Genomic DNA, 18505 nt, shown 5'->3' on the forward strand with positions numbered 1-18505 from the left:
CTTAATTATTGGCTACAGCCTCAGAATGCTGAGTTTTTGCCGGAGCCGGACGCTCCGCTTTTGGCGTAGCATACCAATAACCTAATCCCATGAATACGACGCCGGACAAAGTATTCCCCAGCGTAACCCACAGCAGGTTATGACCAATACCCGCCAGGGTATAGGCTTCGCTGTGATGACCAAACCAGGAGAGGGCAAACAGCGTCATATTGGCGATAGAGTGTTCGTAGCCGGAGGCGATAAAGGCCAGCAGACACCACCAGATGGCGATGAACTTAGCTGCGCCTTCGGTACGGATTGCCATCCAGATTGCCAGACATACCAGCCAGTTGCACAGTGCGCCTTTAAAGAACAGCACCATCGCAGGCGCGGAGGTTTTTGCCAGCGCGACAGAGTGGACAATGCTGGTATCGACCGGCAGCAGGCTGCCGCCACCCCAACTGTACATCAGCGCCACAAAAACCGAGCCGACCAGGTTACCCAGCCAGGTTTGCGGCAGAATAGCCCACATCTGTCCGTGGCTGATGGTGCCAGCCTTCACGCCGAGCGTCAGGAACATGGTGTGCCCGGTAAACAGCTCAGATCCAGCGATAATGACCAGCGTTAAGGCGATACCAAAGGTCGCGCCCATCACCAGCGGACGCACGGACGGGTCAAGCAGGTTGCCGAGGGTGAATATCAGGATAATACCGAGACCGACATAAGCGCCGGCCATGGCCGAACTGACCCAGAAACCCAGCGGGTTATTTGCTGACAGGCGAGCGATGCGCGCAGCATTAGCCGCACATTTATTAATAGTGTCTGTAAACATGTGATTACCCATTAAATTAAAAAATTGAAATAACGCGCAGGCTCAAAACGTAGGCCGGATATGGCATTTATGCCGTCATCCGGCAACCGGCTTTCGCCATCGCCCAGTGACGCTGCGCTTACCGGGCCTACAAAAAAATAAGTGCTCAAAAGGGAGGCATTGCGCCTCCCAAAAATCATTACCCGTGCAGTTGAACGATGCCGTCCTTTACGCGAGCTTCGTAGTGCGCCACGGAATGGCTTTCATCTTCCATGCACAGGCCGTCGCTCAGGCGGAAGCGCTGCTTTTTCAGCGGACTGGCAACCCACAGGTCGCCCTGATGTTCAGCAATCAGCCCACGGGACAGCACGCTGGATTCAAAGAACGGGTCGATGTTGCTGATCGCAAACACCTGGTCGCTATGATACGGACGGAAGATAGCGACCTGATCCTCACCTAACAGCGCGCAGACGCCGGTTCCAGGCAGGATGTCATCAATTTTGCAGATGTCTTTCCACTGGCTCATGCGTTTTCCTCCACCAGAGTGACCGGGATGCGTTCGTACGGCGTAGCCGGGCGATGCTGTTCGCGTTCAGGTACGACCTGAACGTTTGGATCGCGTTTGTCGCTGTTGATGAAGTGCCTGAAGCGAACCTGCGCAGACGGTGTGTTGACGGTTTCTGTCCACTCACAGATCACCGCTTCACGTAGACGCGCCATCTCTTCTTCCAGATGGTCGTTCAGACCCAGCTTGTCGTCGATGATGACGGATCTCAGATACTCAATACCCCCTTCCAGGTTATCTAACCAGGGGGCGGTACGGGTCAGTTTGTCTGCCGTGCGGATGTAGAACATCATAAAGCGGTCGAGATACTTGAGCAGCGTTTCACGGTCGATATCTGCCGCCAGCAAATCTGCATGGCGTGGTTTCATCCCGCCGTTACCGCACACGTACAGATTCCAGCCTTTTTCGGTGGCGATAATCCCCACATCTTTGCCCTGGGCTTCAGCACACTCGCGGGTACAACCAGAGACGCCGAACTTCATTTTGTGCGGGGTGCGAATACCTTTGTATCGGTTTTCCAGCTCAACGCCGAAGCCTACGCTGTCACCCACGCCGTAGCGACACCAGGTGCTGCCTACGCAGGTTTTCGCCATACGCAGTGCCTTGGCATACGCATGACCGGTTTCAAAGCCTGCTTCAATCAGCTGCCGCCAGATCTCCGGTAGATCGTCTTTCTGCGCACCGAACAGACCGATACGCTGGGAACCGGTGATTTTGGTGTACAGGTTAAATTCACGGGCGATGCGTCCTACCGCCACCAGCCCTTCCGGGGTGATTTCACCCCCGGCAGAACGTGGAATAACGGAGTAAGTCCCGTCCTTCTGGATGTTCGCGAGGAAGTTATCGTTGGTATCCTGTAGCAGTGTGTGCTGCGGCTTGAGGATGTATTCATTCCAGCAGGAGGCCAGCAGGGAACCGACGGTCGGTTTACAGACTTCACAACCGTAGCCTTTACCGTGCTTCGCCAGCAGTTCTTCGAAGGTTTTAATGCCTTCCACGCGGATAAGATGGAACAGTTCCTGACGCGAATATGCGAAGTGCTCGCACAGGTTGTTGTTCACCTCGATGCCCTGTTTCGCCAGTTCAGCGTTCAGCACCTGGGTGACCAGCGGAATACAGCCGCCGCAGCCGGTACCGGCTTTGGTTTCGGCTTTTAGTGCGGCAACGGTGTGGCAGCCTTTGTTGATTGCGGCAACCAGCATACCTTTGGTGACGTCGAAGCAGGAGCAGATCTGCGCACTGTCCGGCAGCTTATCTACGCCGATAGACGGTTTACCGCTGCCAGCGTGAGCAGGCAGGATCAGGGCGTCCGGGTTTTCCGGCAGCTCGATGGCGTTCAGCACCAGTTGCTGCAGGTTGCCGAAATCGCTGGTATCCCCGACCAACACCGCCCCGAGCAGCGTTTTGTTATCTTCACTCACGATCAGGCGCTTGTAGACTTCTTTGCTTTCGTCGAGGTAAACGTAGCTGCGCGCGCCCGGTGTACGACCATGCGCGTCGCCGATCCCGCCGACGTCAACGCCCAGCAGCTTCAGCTTGGCGCTCAGATCCGCGCCTTCAAAGGCATTTTCATTTTCAAGGATATGGTCAACGGCGACCTGCGCCATTTTGTAGCCCGGTGCGACCAGGCCGTAAACACGGTTGTTCCAGCTCGCGCATTCCCCGATGGCGTAGATATCCGGGTCAGAGGTCTGGCAAGCGTCGTTAATCACGATCCCGCCGCGCGGAGCAACGTCCAGACCGCACTGGGTAGCCAGTTTGTCACGTGGGCGAATGCCGGTAGAGAAGACGATGAAGTCAACTTCCAGTTCGCTGCCGTCGGCAAAACGCATGGTTTTACGCGCTTCGGTGCCCTGCTGAACGATCTCTTTGGTGTTCTTGCTGGTATGCACGCGCACGCCCATGCTTTCAATTTTGCGACGCAACTGCTCGCCGCCCATCTGATCCAGCTGTTCTGCCATCAGCATCGGGGCGAATTCAATGACGTGCGTTTCAACACCAAGGTTTTTCAGCGCGCCAGCAGCTTCCAGCCCTAACAGACCGCCGCCAACAACCGCGCCACGTTTGCTGCGACGCGCGCAGGACTCGATGGCGTTGAGGTCTTCAATGGTGCGGTAAACAAAGCAGTCCTGGGTTTCAGAACCTTTAATGGGTGGGATCCACGGATAGGAACCGGTCGCCATGATCAGTTTGTCGTAGTAAACCGTACGACCTGCGCTGGAGTGAATCACCTTTTCCTGACGGTTAATGGTAATAGCGCGTTCGCCGACCAGTACCTTAACGCCATGCTTCTCGTAAAAACCTTCACGCACTAAAGAGAGTTCTTCAGCGGTATGGTGTGAGAAGTAGGATGACAGGTGAACACGATCGTATGCCTTACGGGGTTCTTCACAAAAGACGGTAATGTCAAAATTGGCAGCGTCGGATTTATCAAGCAGGTCCTCAATAAAGCGATGGCCGACCATACCATTACCGATAATAGCGAGTCTGACTTTGCTCATTTTTGCCTCGATTTCTTTTCTATTACCGCCTACCTTAACGATTCAGCACCCCCACTTATTGATACAAATCAATTTCCCCTTTATATACTCCTTAAGAGGTATATTACTGATTTGTCAGTATTTTATTAAGTCACGGAAATATCAGACTTTTCGCGATTGTATAAATAACATACAAAATGTGGGGTTTTTAGAGAAAAAAAGCTGGCCGGCAGGAGAAGGGGGGGGGAGGCCCGGAAAGCTTGCGCCACCGGGCAAGGCAAATTACTGTGCCGCTGGCACCTCATGCTGGCGATGACGGGTGACAAAACCAAGGATAAAGCACATCACGAAAACGACAGCATACAGACCGTTCGCGGTAAGCAGCGCCGCCTGCGGGCCGCTGTGCGCGACGATAGGGCCGGTCACCACGAAGGTCAGCATGGTGCCGATGGTGCCGCAGGTCAGCACAAAGTTAACCAGTTTTGGTGAGGCCACTTTGGTCTGCTGGGAACCCAGGGTGATAATGGTGGTATAGATGGCGCTGGAGAAGAAGCCCAGCGCCAGAATAAACCATGGCATATGATCGGGCGTGCCGGTGATGAACAGGTACATGAGAACGCTTGCCAGACCTGCCAGTACGGTCAGAATTCGTTGCAAATCAAAGAAACGCAGAATGAAGCTAAACGCCCACATGCCGAACATGTACGACATCCAGAAATTGCTTACCAGCGTTCCGGCATCGTTCAGACTCATGCCCAGACCCTTTGCGTACTCCGGTACCCAGGAGATAAAGCCCAGTTGACCCAGGATGTAACACAGCGCAGCAACGGACAGGAACAGTACGCCGATACCCCATTTTTCTTTTACCACTGGCGCATCGGTTGACTGCGCATGTTTGCCCAGTGCCGGAAATTCACAGCCAAAGGTCAGCAGGAAAATGGCGAAATAGACCAGTCCAATGCAGGCATAGACCCAGTACCATTCGATGCTGCGCGCCAGCAGGAATGCGGCGATCATCGGGAAGATCATTCCGGCCATGCTGAAGAAGGAGTCGGTAAACAGCAGGCGCGAGCCGCGCTGGCGTCCCTCATACATCTGCGTCACCAGAAAGGTACCAATCGACATGGTGATCCCACTGACCAGCCCCAGCACAAACATTGCGGCGGAAAAGAGCGCCAGGCTATGGCTGAACATCAGGCCGGCTACCGCCAGCACCATCAGGATAAAGCCAAAGCGTAGTTGGGTTTTCAGTGGGACGATTTCCATCAGCCAGGCGTTAAGGAAAATAGAGATCAAAATCCCGGCGTTCAGGAAGGTAAATGTGTTACTCATACTGGAAACGGGCAACTGAAAGTATTCTGCGATGTTTCCCATCACCATCCCGGTGACGATTACCAGCGCACCGGTAAGTGCGTAGGAGAGAAAGCTGATCCATGTGAGCTTGATGCGATTGCTGTTAGTCATGACTGGCCTGTTTTGAAACACATTTGAATGCGTCTGTGTATGAGAATGAAAAGCGCGTTACTGCGCGGAGAGTGGGCAGATATTAGGCGTTTTAGTGATGTATTTAAATGTTTATTGGTAATTTCTGGTGGTGTTACATTTTTTAGTGTGATCTATATCACATGTTAAATCAGGTCTTAAAAGATACAGATGTTTCTGGCAGGTAAAATTAGGTAAAGGGATGGCCTTGTTCCTGAAGGCTCTTTAGAATCATCTCACTTGCTTTTGTTACTGCATTCGTAAAGGAAATCTCATGCTCAAATCGACTCTGGCGGCAGTCGCAGCTGTTTTCGCCCTTTCTGCTATCTCTCCCGCAGCGCTGGCAGCTAAAGGGGATCCGCACATTCTGCTGACCACCTCTGCGGGTAATATTGAACTGGAACTAAATAGCCAAAAAGCGCCCGTTTCGGTGAAAAACTTTGTCGATTACGTGAACAGTGGGTTCTACAACAACACGACGTTTCACCGTGTGATTCCGGGCTTTATGGTTCAGGGTGGCGGCTTCACCGAGCAGATGCAGCAGAAGAAACCGAATCCGCCAATTAAAAACGAAGCGGATAACGGTCTGCGCAACACGCGCGGCACCATCGCGATGGCCCGCACAGCGGACAAAGACAGTGCGACCAGCCAGTTCTTTATCAACGTGGCTGATAATGCGTTCCTCGATCACGGTCAGCGCGACTTCGGGTACGCCGTATTTGGTAAAGTTGTGAAAGGCATGGACGTTGCCGATAAAATCTCTCAGGTTCCGACAAAAGACGTTGGACCTTACCAGAATGTTCCTTCAAAACCGGTAGTTATCCTTTCCGCTAAAGTTCTGCCCTAACCCTTTCCCGCGCGGGCGCCTCTCGTCCGCGCAGTTTTACCTTCCCTGCATAACCGCGTTTTGCTGCTTATACTTGTGGCAAACACGGATCAATCAGGGAGGCGTAAAGTGAAAAAACTCACCGACAGGCAAAAATCCCTTCTCTGGGAACAGCAGCGAAACGCGAATTTTCAGGCCAGCCGCCTTCTTGAGGGGGTCGATAGCCCGCTAGTAACGTTGAGTGCCGAAGAGGCGCTGGCGCGTCTTGATGAACTCCGGAGGCACTATGAGCGATAAAATTGGCGACGATCGCGATCCGTATTTGTACCCGGGGTTAAACGTTATGCGTAACCGATTGGGCATTCGCCAGTTGGAGCGCCTGACGCAGGCTGCCTGGGAACTGACGGCACTGCGTGCGGCAACCATTGAACTTGGCCCACTAAAGCGGGGATTACCCCACCTGTGTGCTATCCACCGTCAACTTTACCAGGACGTCTTTGACTGGGCGGGGCGACTGCGTGAAGTGGATATTTATCAGGGAGATACGCCATTCTGCCACTTCGCTTATATCGAAAAAGAGGGCAACGCTCTGATGCAGGATTTGGAAGAAGAGGAGTATCTGGTTGGCTTGCCGAAGCCTCAGTTTGTCGATCGCCTTGCGCACTACTACTGTGAAATTAATATGCTGCACCCGTTTCGCCTCGGCAGTGGAATGGCGCAGCGGATCTTTTTCGAACAGTTGGCGCTCCACGCTGGTTATCTCCTGAACTGGCGCGATATCCTCGTAGATGACTGGAACCGGGCGAATCAGGAAGGGGCGATGGGGGATCTGAGTGCATTACAGGCGATATTTCGTAAAGGGGTAAGCGAAGCCGAGGAAACTGAGTAGAATAGCGCGGTTCTTTGGTTCCGGAGCCGCTATGATCCTGCTTATCGACAACTACGATTCATTTACCTGGAATCTCTACCAGTACTTTTGCGAACTGGGTGCGGAGGTCGTGGTTAAGCGTAATGACGAGCTGACGCTGGCGCAAATCGATGCGCTGAACCCAGCAAAAATCGTAATCTCTCCCGGCCCTTGCACGCCGGACGAGGCTGGTATTTCGCTGGCGGTGATTCGTCACTACGCCGGGCGAGTGCCCATTCTCGGTGTCTGTCTGGGGCATCAGGCGATGGCGCAGGCATTCGGGGCTACCATTGTTCGTGCCGCGCGTGTTATGCACGGAAAGACATCACCGATTACCCACCGCGGACAGGGCGTATTTCAGGGATTAGCCAATCCATTAACCGTCACCCGCTACCATTCGCTGATTATCGACCCCGCGACGCTTCCTGACGACTTAGTGGTCACCGCCTGGAGCGAAACGCAGGAAATTATGGGAATTCGCCACAAAGAGTGGGATCTGGAAGGCGTGCAATTCCATCCGGAAAGTATTCTCAGTGAGCAGGGACATCAACTGCTGGCAAATTTCCTCAATCGCTGATTTATGGTTGCTATTGAGTGATTTTTTATGCATATTTTGTGATTATAATTTCACATTCATGTATGCGTAACTGGATGATCATAAGATGGCAACTGAACAAACGGCAGTAACTCGCGCAACTTTCGATGAAGTCATTCTGCCAGTTTATGCACCGGCAGATTTTATTCCGGTGAAAGGTAAGGGCAGTCGGGTCTGGGATCAGCAAGGTAAAGATTACATTGATTTCGCCGGGGGGATTGCCGTAACCGCGCTGGGGCACTGCCATCCGGCGCTGGTGGATGCGCTGAAAACCCAGGGGGAAACGCTCTGGCATACCAGCAATGTTTTCACCAACGAACCGGCGCTGCGCCTGGGCCGAAAGATCATTGATGCCACGTTTGCCGAGCGCGTGCTATTTATGAACTCCGGTACCGAAGCGAACGAAACGGCCTTTAAGCTGGCGCGTCATTACGCCTGCGTGCGTCACAGCCCATTCAAAACAAAAATCATTGCCTTCCATAACGCCTTCCATGGTCGCTCGTTGTTTACTGTAAGCGTGGGCGGTCAGCCAAAGTATTCGGACGGCTTTGGACCCAAACCGGCGGATATTGTACACGTGCCATTCAACGACCTGCATGCAGTGAAAGCGGTGATGGATGACCATACCTGCGCGGTGGTGGTTGAACCGGTGCAGGGAGAAGGCGGTGTGCTTGCCGCCACGCCGGAATTCCTGCAAGGATTGCGCGAACTCTGCAATCAGCATCAGGCGCTGCTGGTGTTTGATGAAGTACAAAGCGGGATGGGGCGTACTGGCGATCTCTTTGCCTATATGCACTATGGCGTAACGCCGGACATTCTCACCAGTGCCAAAGCGCTGGGCGGGGGCTTCCCGGTTAGTGCCGTGCTGACCACGCAGGACATTGCCTCGGCGTTTCACGTCGGTTCACATGGCTCCACGTATGGCGGTAATCCGCTGGCCTGTGCGGTGGCAGAGGCGGCATTTGATATTATCAATACGGCGGACGTACTGAACGGTGTTGTGGCGAAGCGGCAAAGATTCGTCCAGCATTTACAGGATATCGATGCACATTATGACGTGTTCAGCGATATTCGCGGTATGGGCCTGCTGATTGGTGCAGAGTTGAAGCCGCAGTTTAAAGGTCGGGCGCGTGATTTCCTCTATGCCGCAGCCGATGCGGGCGTAATGGTTCTTAACGCTGGACCGGATGTGATGCGTTTCGCTCCGTCGCTGGTGGTGGATGACGCGGATATCGATGAAGGGATGGCGCGTTTTGCCCAGGCGGTGGCGAAGGTCTTAGGTTTGTAGGCCGGATAAGGCGTTGCGTTAACTTTTCATATCCCGTAGTCGACGACTGAGCCAGATCCCATGATGTGGGCGTTGACGCCAGGCCACTGAGGATATTGTGTGCATGGTGTTCAGATGTCCCAGAATCCGTTGTAGATGCTGTTCCAGGGTGCTTAACGAGCCGTGGGGCGGCATCTCCGGTGCTTCCAGAATATTCACATCTCCCGAACTACCCGGCCCGTCATACTCCAGCCTCTGCTGACAGCGCTGTAGCGCGATTTCACACGATTGCAGATACCGCTTCGCCAGGTCTGGAGTCAGCATCGTGTGCTCGCGCGCCAGCGTCGTCATGGCATTAATGTGCTCGACGATAAACTGGCTGTGCGTAACCCATAGCTTCATATCGTCCAGATAGTGTTTGTTAAAGCCCGGCTCCTGCATGGCCTGGTTCAGCGAGTTAAATAGCGTATTGTGCGCCTGATTGACTCGCATCCGCTGATACGCCAGCGGTGTGGCCTGCGGATCGTCACTCAGGATCAGGCGAATGGCCTCCTGGTCGGCCTCAAGCGCATCGTGGGCATTTTTGCGCAGCAGGCCGCTCTGCCATTGTGGCCACAGCCAGACGGTGCCGCCAAACGCGATCAGACAGCCAATAATCGTATCGACAAAGCGAGGAATGATGAACTGCTCGCCATCCAGCGTCAGCAGTTGCAGGGTATATACTGCCGTCACCGTAAACCCAACCGTTGCCCAGCCGTAATTTTTGCGGATCGTCAGATAACTCACCAGGGTAATGAGCAGCATCAACAACAGCGTATACCCCTCCGGAATATGAAAGTGCAGCGTGGCGCCGGCTACGATCAGCCCCACCAGCGTCCCAGCGCAGCGGTGCAGAATACGTACACGCGTTGCCCCGTAACCGTTTTGGGTAACAAACAACACCGTCATCAGTATCCAGTAGGGTTTCGGCAGATGCAGCGCGGTTCCCATCAGGCTGGCAACGCTTAACATTACGCTGATGCGCCCGGCATTACGCAACGCCGGCGATTTCAACGAAAGGTAGTTTTTCAATGCGGGCAGCAGCGGTAGACGCCGCTGCTTATCGGCCATGAGATCGCGGGGATACAGCGGGCGTTGGGTGCGCAGCACCCTGGCGATACGGCTAAAGTGCCAGTAACAGAACTGTCCCACCGGATTGTCAGGATGTTGATTAGCGATTTTCTCAAGAGCACCAAGCTGCTTTTCCATGGAAAATCGCGTTGGCAGACGGTGATAAAGAATATCATCGGCTAACACCCGCAGACGGGCTGCGATAACCTGCGCGTTCCAGCGGATGACCTGTTCCGCATGGCTGCGTTCGACCAGCTTCTGTACCTCCTCCGGCTGATGCAGACTGACCGAGATATGCTCCTGCAGATCAAGTGCTTCCTGAAATGCGCGCAGCATTCGCTTGTAGTCATTATTGCGATGCGCGGAAAGCATATGCATTTGCTGATAGCACTGGGTAATCAGATCGACGGCTTTCTGTTGCCGGGCCAGCAGCGGCGGCAGGGCTTTTTCCGGATCGGTATGCTGTGTCAGCATGCTGTATTTCGCTTCACAATAATCGGCGAGTTCACGGTATAGCAGGCTAAGCGACTCACGTAGGGGTTGTTCACGCCATAGCCAGAGCCAGAACCAGTTGAACAATCCGTACCATAAGGTGCCCAGGGCATAGATGAGCAGTGGTTCCCAGACCGGCATATTCCCGGCCAGACTCAGCGTGAAAATCGCGGCGATCAGCGACGCCGGAAGCAGCCTGGCGTGGAGCGCGCTTAACTCTGCCGTGACGCCGAGAGTCAGCGTTAGCCCGGTCAGGATCAACGGCAGGGGGACGTCCTGAAACAACAGCAGTTGCATCACCAGACTGCATCCGGCAAACAGCGATGCGCCAATGATCAGACGTTTGAAGAAGCGCTTATGTGGAGTGTCGAGCCCGGCGATATTGCAGCAGGCGGGGACGAGAGCAAAGAGTAAGCCCAGATGTAACTGACCAATGAACAGCCCGATGCCCACAGGTAAACACAACACCAACGTTTGGCGTAGTGCGTAGTTGATCTCCGGGTGATAAATCAGTCTGCGCCACATGGGTAAAACAAAAAACGGCGCGCTACACAGTAACGCACCGTTTCGACGGAATTAACGTGTACCGTAAACGACGATAGTCTTACCGTGTGCGGAGATCAGATTCTGATCTTCCAGCATTTTCAGGATACGACCAACGGTTTCACGAGAGCAGCCAACGATTTGACCAATCTCCTGGCGAGTGATTTTGATCTGCATGCCATCCGGGTGAGTCATCGCATCTGGTTGTTTCGCCAGGTTCAGCAGAGTCTGGGCGATACGACCGGTTACGTCGAGGAAAGCCAGGTTACCGACTTTTTCAGATGTAACTTGCAGACGACGAGCCATCTGAGAAGACAGGCGCATCAGAATATCCGGGTTTACCTGAATCAACTGGCGGAATTTTTTGTAGGAAATCTCAGCCACTTCACATGCTGTTTTAGCACGTACCCATGCGCTACGTTCCTGGCCTTCTTCAAACAGGCCCAATTCGCCAATAAAATCACCCTGATTCAGATAAGAAAGGATCATTTCTTTCCCTTCCTCATCTTTAATCAACACAGCCACTGAGCCTTTAACGATGTAGTACAACGTTTCCGCTTTTTCACCCTGGTGAATCAGCGTGCTCTTCGACGGGTACTTATGAATGTGGCAATGAGACAAGAACCATTCGAGAGTCGGGTCTGTTTGCGGTTTGCCAAGCACCATGCGCGATTATCCTCTGTTATAAGCTGTCTCCAGAGTCAGAAAAAGTCGCTGCTCTGGGTTTGCAAAAAAATGCTTCCCGAATCCTGGGAAGAGGCCGACAAAAACGAACTTCAGCCTGTAAATTGATGTCCTCTGCATACATGTGGTACGTCAATATATTACTGTAGCATCCTGACTGTTTTAGCATAGCTTTAGCCGTGTGTCTCCTGGTGTCTCGCTTCAGCATGACGCAGGTCGCCTTCCGTTGCGAGAATTGTTATGTGCGCGTAATCTGTAAGGAAAATTAACGCACTGGAGTTAAAAATTATGCAAGCGCGTGTTAAATGGGTTGAGGGTTTAACCTTCCTTGGGGAGTCCGCTTCCGGGCACCAGATTTTGATGGACGGTAATTCAGGTGACAAAGCCCCCAGTCCGATGGAAATGGTGCTGATGGCGGCGGGGGGATGTAGCGCGATTGATGTCGTTTCTATCCTGCAGAAAGGCCGTCAGGATGTGACCAACTGTGAAGTCAAACTGACGTCTGAACGTCGTGAAGAAGCACCACGCCTGTTCACCCATATTAATCTGCACTTTATTGTGACCGGCAATGAGCTGAAAGATGCCGCCGTCGCACGTGCGGTGGATCTCTCTGCGGAGAAGTATTGTTCTGTGGCGCTGATGCTGGAAAAAGCCGTCAACATTACCCATTCGTATGAAGTGATTGCGGCGTAATGGTCAGTGCCTGATGGCGCTGCGCTTATCAGGCCTACAGCAGGCGTCGTTTTGTAGGCCGGATAAGGCGTAGCCGCCATCCGGCAAACCTCACTTTACTCGATTTTTTTGCCTTCCATCAGTCGCTGTACCAGCGGCAGCATAATCAGTTCCATTGCCAGCCCCATCTTGCCGCCCGGCACCACTAATGTATTGATATGCGAAATGAATGAGCCCTGCAGCATCGCCAACAGCCAGGGGAAATCGATCCCCTCAAGATTACGAAAATGAATCACGACAAAGCTTTCATCCAGTGACGGAATACCTCTCGCCGCGAACGGGTTGGAAGTATCTACCGTAGGGACGCGCTGGAAGTTAATATGCGTGCGGGAAAACTGTGGGGTGATGTAATTGATATAGTCATCCATGGACCGGACCACGGAGTCCATCACTGCTTCGCGGGAATGACCGCGTTCACCCGTGTCGCGGATTAATTTTTGGATCCACTCCAGGTTAACGATGGGCACTACGCCCACCAGCAGATCCACATGACTTGCGACTTCGTGCTGTGGCGTCACTACGCCGCCGTGTAGCCCTTCATAGAACAGCACATCTGTGGGCTCCGGCAGAGGCTGCCAGGGGGTAAACGTACCCGGCACCTGATTCCACGGTACAGCTTCGTCGTAGGTGTGCAGGTACTTGCGCGACTGGCCTTTGCCCGTCTGCCCGTATTCAATAAAGGTTTGTTCCAGTAGGCCAAAGTCGTTGGCTTCGGGACCAAAATAGCTGATATGCCGCCCGGCGTCTCGCGCCTTGCGGATCGCCATGTCCATCTCCGGACGGGTATAGCGATGAAAACTGTCGCCTTCCACCTCGGCTGCGCGCAGATTTAACTGGGCAAAAATTTTACGAAACGCGAGGCTGGTGGTGGTGGTCCCCGCGCCACTGGATCCTGTTACTGCAATCACCGGATGTTTGGCAGACATAACAACTCCATGAATTCGTTGTAATTATAGTGTCGTCCGCCGACGGGGCGAGTTATTCGCGGAACTGTTTTCGCGGCATAATATTGACCGTTTCGTGCAGTTCAGACCATACCAGTACCGCTTCTCCGCACTGGAGTTGGCGTTTGACGTCGGCGACTTTTTGCTCAAGGGTACGTTCATGTTCACCATAGTCGGTGCCTTCGCGCAACACAAAGCTTTCTATCAGATTTTCCAGCGTTTCGGGGGAGAGGTCTTGCCAGGGGATCTGCATGGTTATTCCTCCAGGTATGGTGTCAGCCACTCGGGAATGCGCGACTCCAGCCACATCTCAGGCCGACGCAACGTGCCGCTAATAAACCCAACGTGACCGCCATGCTTGGTAAGTTGATATTCCACCTGTGACGGTAAATCTTCCGCTTTTGGGATTACGTGGTGGTCCATAAACGGATCGTCCTTAGCATGGATAATGAGCGTCGGAATGGCGATCTCACTGAGCAATGGCATGGCGCTACATTGACGATAGTAGTCAATAGCATCGGCGAATCCGTGGATTTTGGCGGTGATGAGATCGTCAAATTCGCGGATACGGCGCAAGGATTTTAACTGTGCCAGACTTACCGGCAGCGAGCCTGGATAGGCCGCCAGTTTACGCGACGCGTTGGCCTTCAACAGGTTAAGCAGATAGCGCTGATAAACGCGGGAAAAGCCTTTGTCCATATGATAACTGCACGCTTCCAGAACAAAGGGGGCGGAGACGATCACGGCGGCATCCAACGGGATGTTACTCCCCTCTTTTGCCAGCAGGCATGCCAGCATATTGCCGCCGAGAGAATAGCCAACGGCAGCGGTAGGAACCTTACCGAACTCTCTTTGCAACCAGCCTAAGAACCAGGAGCCGTCTTCTGTTTCACCAGAATGATAAATACGATTCAGGCGATTCGGTTCGCCGCTACAGCCGCGAAAGTGCATCACCACCCCAAGCCAGCCGCGATTTTTTGCCGCTTCAATAAGCCCGTGCGCATAAGGGCTGTTCAGGCTGCCTTCAAGGCCATGAAATACCACCAGGCGCGGTTTGTGCTTCGCCTGCTGTGGATCTTCGCTCCAGGCCAGATCGACAAAGTCGCCGTCGGGTAATTCCAGACGCTGCCAGTGGGCCTCGAACTTCACCTTCCGACGGAACAGGCGCGGCAGCATGGTCTGCAAATGGCGGTTACTGATACCACGCATCGGGCGGAAATCGCGCGAATCCTCAGTGGTCGGGGTCATTTCTGTTGGGGTGATTTCAACCATAGCACCAGAGCAAGTAATAATCTTAATGGACCACTATACCGCGCGGAACTCTCGCGGGTTAGCCAATATGTATCACAACCGTGAAATTTGCGAATGATGTTAAGAGAACACTTATGTTATACGCATCCTTGATTTCAGTGGGTTTATATTGTCTGAAAAATCGTTTCTTAATTATCCTTATTCTTATCATGGGGTTAATTTAGTGCAAATTACTTACAGGGTTCAGGAATGGATACCGTAGAAGAACTGGGTGGCACATATTTCTATCATGGTAATGCGAATGTCACACCGCAAGAGCTATTCTGGCTGATTTTTGCTGAAAGTCTGGCGAATCATACCGGAATATCTGTCGAGACAGCGGCAACCATTCTGGCGGGGCAACCTTTAGTGCCAAAACGGAAGGTGCTGGGGGCATCCGGCTCCAGGACCAGCATAGCATCAAAGCTTGCTCGTAGAATTTTTAAGGATGCTCGTTTCCCGGGAGGAATGAGGGTGGAAACGACTATTGGTATTGGGAAATCAAGGCATACGAACAAGATTGGAACAGCAGTGGGTCGAGCCGTTCCGTATTTTGGCTATTCGCAGGCCGTCATTGTTTTTGCCATCGTTGCCAGAGAGACAAAACAGAAATTCAATCTTATAGCCCGACCGAATGATCGGATTGCCTGGATGTATTTTTAATGTTACTACCTGATGAGAAAGAATTTTTACATTATGTCACTGAGAATTACAGCGATTGTAAGCGTCCCGCGAAGAAAGAATGGACATTCCAGGAACATTTTAACCTGGTCCCGGAAGATCTGGAGGATATGCTCCTTGACTTGTTCACCCGTTATGGAATTGACGCCAGTAATTTCAATTTAGATAATTATTTTATGCCTGAGTTGTATTGGTGGCAGTTTCGTCTCAAAAAAGCGTGGCGCGAACGCCAGTTTAAGACATTGACACTGGCAATGATTATTGAGTCGGCGAAGGTCGGTCGTTGGCTGTATGATTAGGGGCGACCAACCCCTTATATAATCTATGCTGTCTGACGGTCATTCCATGAATCGGTAAAAATGATGTTTCCGTCATTATGCTTCCATGTAATTTTTTCATAGCGCATTTCGACGGTTTCCATATGGTTTTCGTTAGGATTATCACCTGGCACCATTGACGGGGAAATTGAGACGATACGAACTCCCTCAAGCATCATATTGAAGTATTCAGCTTCCATGCCAGCATCATTTATGCGAAACCATTTATCTCCGCAGAAGCCAAATTCTGTCCAGTTGCCACGGCTTTATACAAATAGGGGCTTGAGTAGTCGAATTCTTTAATGATGAGCAACGGCGAATGCATACGCGTTCCGGTCACTTTACCCGTTGCGTTATCTGTTGGGATCATGAGGTTATGGTGAAATCCTTTCACTTCGATACTGTATTCGCGATCCTTAACATCCGAACCGCCTTTAATCAAAGCACCACCGTCGTCCTTGAGCCATAAGTAAGCGGGTATAGCCATGCGTGCCTCCATCCGATTTTTTAAGATAACCTTGATTATATTGTGGATAATATCAGGGCAATTATTTACAAGATGAACTATACGTGTTAATGGGCTGAGCTTTACTTCCCCATTTTGTGCCTGATACCTGGGACAACTGGCAGGTGCTGACGGAGTATGCCCGTGGTCTGCTGTGCGTGACGAGGAATGAAGCAGGTGGATGAACAAAGCTGGGCGTATGAGCAGGTGAAGGAGGGGCTGATGACTCGTTTCTTCAACGGGAATATGGTAAACCGCGAGCACTTCGACGTTTTTCGCCATCGGCTGGCGGCTTCGTCTTATCCGGCCTACAGGCAGTCGTTCGTAGGCCCGGTAAGCACTAGCACCACCGGGCAATCACGACTAATCGGCCAGCATCTGCTCTAACTTCTCCTGCGCTTCCAGCCAGGCCATTTCGCACTCTTCCAGTCCAGATTTCGCACTGGCTTGCTGTTGCAGACACGCCGTCAGTTCTGCTTTACGGCTCTGATCGTACAGTTCACTGTCGCCCAGTTTTTCTTCCGCCTGTGCCAGTTGCGCATTGAGCTTCTCCATCTCTTTTTCCAGACGAGCAATCTCTTTGCGCAACGGCTGGGTTTGGGTGCGCAGTTCTGCTTCCCGCCGCTTCTGATCTTTACGCGCCTGGGCGCTGTTAGCGTTATCTTTTGGCGCGTCGTCAGGCTGGTTTTCCTGCTTCTGCACATCACTCAGCCACTGCTGATAATCTTCGAGATCGCCATCGAACGGTTCGACCTTGCGATCGTGAACCAGATAGAGATCGTCGGTGGTGGAACGTAATAAATGTCGATCGTGCGAAACCACAACCAGTGCGCCTTCGAATTCAATCAGCGCTTCGGTCAGCGCCTGGCGCATGTCGAGGTCAAGGTGGTTGGTCGGTTCGTCGAGCAAGAGCAGGTTCGGGCGCTGCCAGACGATGAGCGCCAGCACCAGACGCGCTTTTTCACCGCCGGAGAAACGTCGCGTCTCTTCCGTGACTTTATCGCCCTGGAAGCCGAAACCGCCGAGATAGTCGCGCAGCTTCTGCTCCAGCTCCTGCGGCGCCAGTCGCGCCAGATGCTGCAATGGCGATTCGTCAGCGCGTAAATATTCAAGCTGATGTTGCGCGAAGTAACCGAGCTTAATGCCTTTCGCGAGGCCGATTTCACCGCTGATTGGCGCGAGTTCCCCCGCCAGCAGTTTGATGAGCGTCGATTTACCGGCACCGTTACGCCCCAACAGGCCAATGCGAGAGCCGGGCACCAGGTTCAGCTTGATTGAGTCCAGGATGATGCGTTCGCCATAACCGGCGCTCACTTTCTCCATCTTCAGCAGCGGGTTCGGCAGACTTTCTGGGGCGCGGAAACTGAAGTGGAACGGGTTATCCACGTGCGCCGGGGCAATCAGCTCCATGCGCTCTAACATTTTGATACGGCTCTGTGCCTGTTTGGCTTTGGTGGCCTTGGCGCGGAAACGGTCAATATAGCTTTGCAGGTGCGCCACGCGCTCCTGTTGGCTTTCGTACATCGCCTGCTGCTGGGCAAGACGAGTGGCACGCTGAATTTCAAACGCGCTGTAGTTGCCGGTGTATTCGAACATTGTCTGCTGTTCGATATGAATAATTTTGTCCACCACCGGGTCGAGGAAGTCACGGTCGTGAGAGATCAGAATCAGCGTGCCCTGATAGCTCTTCAGCCATTTTTCCAGCCAGATGACCGCATCAAGATCGAGGTGGTTGGTGGGTTCATCAAGCAGTAACAAGTCTGAACGGCAAATCAGCGCCTGTGCAAGGTTGAGACGCATACGCCAGCCGCCGGAGAAGTCGCTGACCGGACGCTCCAGTTGTTCGTTACTAAAACCGAGGCCGTGCAACAGGCTGGCAGCACGGGAGCGCACGGTCCAGGCGTCGATGGCATCCAGCTTGCCGTGGACGGTGGCGATGGCGTGTCCGTCGTTACGTTCGTTGGCGTCATGCAACTGAGCTTCCAGTTGACGATATTCGCGGTCACCGTCAATCACGTATTCCAGCGCAGGCTGGGGAAGAGCAGGCGTTTCCTGATTCACCCATGCCAGTTGCCAACTTCCGGGAAAGGTAAAACCGCCCGCATCGGCACTGATTTCATTTTTCAGTAACGCCAGCAGGGTAGACTTTCCGCAGCCGTTCTTGCCGACCAGACCGACCTTCTGGCCCGGATTAATGGTGGCTGTGGCATTGTCCAGCAAGACGCGCACGCCGCGACGAATTTGTAACGAGGAGAAAACAATCATAAGGCGCCGTATGTTCAGACTATGTTAATT

19 protein-coding genes and 1 pseudogene are annotated in these 18505 nt (G+C 53.0%); 9 read left to right on the forward strand and 11 right to left on the reverse strand.

Annotated elements, in window-relative coordinates:
* Position 1: 1 nt before the first annotated feature.
* The 4 genes from nirC to tsgA form a co-directional block, all read right to left on the reverse strand.
* Positions 2-811: a nitrite transporter NirC gene (gene nirC, locus HVY19_RS01655; protein ID WP_181682707.1), complete on the reverse strand. Its 810-nt coding sequence runs from the start codon at positions 809-811 to the stop codon at positions 2-4.
* A 178-nt stretch (positions 812-989) separates the two neighbouring features.
* Positions 990-1316: a nitrite reductase small subunit NirD gene (gene nirD / locus HVY19_RS01660; protein WP_181682708.1), complete on the reverse strand. Its 327-nt coding sequence runs from the start codon at positions 1314-1316 to the stop codon at positions 990-992.
* Positions 1313-3856 carry an NADPH-nitrite reductase large subunit gene (nirB, locus tag HVY19_RS01665; protein WP_181682709.1) on the reverse strand — a complete coding sequence of 848 codons (2544 nt, stop codon included), beginning with the start codon at positions 3854-3856 and terminating at the stop codon, positions 1313-1315. The genes nirD and nirB overlap by 4 nt, the downstream gene beginning before the upstream one ends.
* 261 nt (positions 3857-4117) lie before the next feature.
* Complete coding sequence (gene tsgA, locus HVY19_RS01670) at positions 4118-5299, reverse strand: MFS transporter TsgA (RefSeq protein WP_181682710.1); 1182 nt, start codon at positions 5297-5299, stop codon at positions 4118-4120.
* A 292-nt stretch (positions 5300-5591) separates the two neighbouring features.
* Between tsgA and ppiA the strand changes: the two genes are divergently transcribed.
* The 5 genes from ppiA (at position 5592) to HVY19_RS01695 (ending at position 8933) form a co-directional block, all read left to right on the forward strand.
* Entirely contained in the window at positions 5592-6164 is a 573-nt protein-coding gene (gene ppiA, locus HVY19_RS01675) for a peptidylprolyl isomerase A (protein ID WP_181682711.1), read from the forward strand.
* Positions 6165-6272: 108 nt separating this feature from the next.
* Positions 6273-6440 carry a YhfG family protein gene (locus tag HVY19_RS01680; RefSeq protein WP_181682712.1) on the forward strand — a complete coding sequence of 56 codons (168 nt, stop codon included), beginning with the start codon at positions 6273-6275 and terminating at the stop codon, positions 6438-6440.
* Positions 6430-7032: a putative adenosine monophosphate-protein transferase Fic gene (locus HVY19_RS01685; protein ID WP_181682713.1), complete on the forward strand. Its 603-nt coding sequence runs from the start codon at positions 6430-6432 to the stop codon at positions 7030-7032. Before HVY19_RS01680 ends, HVY19_RS01685 begins: the two co-directional genes overlap by 11 nt.
* 31 nt (positions 7033-7063) lie before the next feature.
* On the forward strand, positions 7064-7627 hold the full coding sequence (pabA, locus tag HVY19_RS01690; RefSeq protein ID WP_181682714.1) for an aminodeoxychorismate synthase component 2: 564 nt from the start codon (positions 7064-7066) through the stop codon (positions 7625-7627).
* A gap of 85 nt (positions 7628-7712) precedes the next feature.
* The gene (locus HVY19_RS01695; protein WP_181682715.1) at positions 7713-8933 is read left to right on the forward strand and encodes an aspartate aminotransferase family protein; all 1221 of its coding nucleotides are present in this window, start codon (positions 7713-7715) and stop codon (positions 8931-8933) included.
* Positions 8934-8951: 18 nt separating this feature from the next.
* On the opposite strand, the gene HVY19_RS01700 is transcribed toward HVY19_RS01695, so the two are convergent.
* The gene (locus tag HVY19_RS01700; protein WP_181682716.1) at positions 8952-11039 is read right to left on the reverse strand and encodes a YccS/YhfK family putative transporter; all 2088 of its coding nucleotides are present in this window, start codon (positions 11037-11039) and stop codon (positions 8952-8954) included.
* Positions 11040-11090: 51 nt separating this feature from the next.
* Entirely contained in the window at positions 11091-11723 is a 633-nt protein-coding gene (gene crp, locus HVY19_RS01705; protein WP_000242758.1) for a cAMP-activated global transcriptional regulator CRP, read from the reverse strand.
* A 306-nt stretch (positions 11724-12029) separates the two neighbouring features.
* On the opposite strand from crp, the gene HVY19_RS01710 reads away from it, so the two are divergent.
* A complete protein-coding gene (locus HVY19_RS01710) occupies positions 12030-12434 on the forward strand; it encodes an OsmC family protein (RefSeq protein WP_181682717.1) in 405 nt (134 codons plus the stop codon).
* 95 nt (positions 12435-12529) lie between these two features.
* On the opposite strand, the gene HVY19_RS01715 is transcribed toward HVY19_RS01710, so the two are convergent.
* From HVY19_RS01715 to HVY19_RS01725, 3 genes are read right to left on the reverse strand one after another with little or no spacing between them, the layout of a single operon-like run.
* Complete coding sequence (locus tag HVY19_RS01715) at positions 12530-13399, reverse strand: phosphoribulokinase (protein WP_181682718.1); 870 nt, start codon at positions 13397-13399, stop codon at positions 12530-12532.
* Positions 13400-13451: 52 nt separating this feature from the next.
* On the reverse strand, positions 13452-13670 hold the full coding sequence (locus HVY19_RS01720; RefSeq protein WP_181682719.1) for a YheU family protein: 219 nt from the start codon (positions 13668-13670) through the stop codon (positions 13452-13454).
* 2 nt (positions 13671-13672) lie between these two features.
* Positions 13673-14689, reverse strand: a complete 1017-nt coding sequence (locus HVY19_RS01725) for a hydrolase (protein ID WP_181682720.1) — start codon at positions 14687-14689, stop codon at positions 13673-13675.
* Between the two features lie 228 nt (positions 14690-14917).
* Between HVY19_RS01725 and HVY19_RS01730 the strand changes: the two genes are divergently transcribed.
* Together HVY19_RS01730 and HVY19_RS01735 are read left to right on the forward strand one after the other, a co-directional pair.
* On the forward strand, positions 14918-15370 hold the full coding sequence (locus HVY19_RS01730) for an STM2901 family protein (RefSeq protein ID WP_181682721.1): 453 nt from the start codon (positions 14918-14920) through the stop codon (positions 15368-15370).
* A complete protein-coding gene (locus HVY19_RS01735; protein WP_181682722.1) occupies positions 15370-15687 on the forward strand; it encodes a DUF1493 family protein in 318 nt (105 codons plus the stop codon). Before HVY19_RS01730 ends, HVY19_RS01735 begins: the two co-directional genes overlap by 1 nt.
* A 23-nt stretch (positions 15688-15710) precedes the next feature.
* On the opposite strand, the pseudogene HVY19_RS01740 reads toward HVY19_RS01735, so the two are convergent.
* Positions 15711-16192, reverse strand: a pseudogene (locus HVY19_RS01740) (Hcp family type VI secretion system effector).
* A gap of 186 nt (positions 16193-16378) precedes the next feature.
* Between HVY19_RS01740 and HVY19_RS01745 the strand changes: the two are divergent.
* Complete coding sequence (locus HVY19_RS01745) at positions 16379-16597, forward strand: hypothetical protein (protein ID WP_181682723.1); 219 nt, start codon at positions 16379-16381, stop codon at positions 16595-16597.
* Here HVY19_RS01745 and HVY19_RS01750 read toward each other — a convergent pair.
* Entirely contained in the window at positions 16574-18475 is a 1902-nt protein-coding gene (locus HVY19_RS01750) for an ABC transporter ATP-binding protein (protein WP_181682724.1), read from the reverse strand. The two genes, HVY19_RS01745 and HVY19_RS01750, sit on opposite strands and share 24 nt — an antisense overlap.
* Positions 18476-18505: the final 30 nt, after the last annotated feature.

This window comes from Citrobacter sp. RHB25-C09, assembly GCF_013836145.1.
In the GTDB taxonomy this organism is placed as follows: Bacteria; Pseudomonadota; Gammaproteobacteria; order Enterobacterales; family Enterobacteriaceae; genus Citrobacter_A.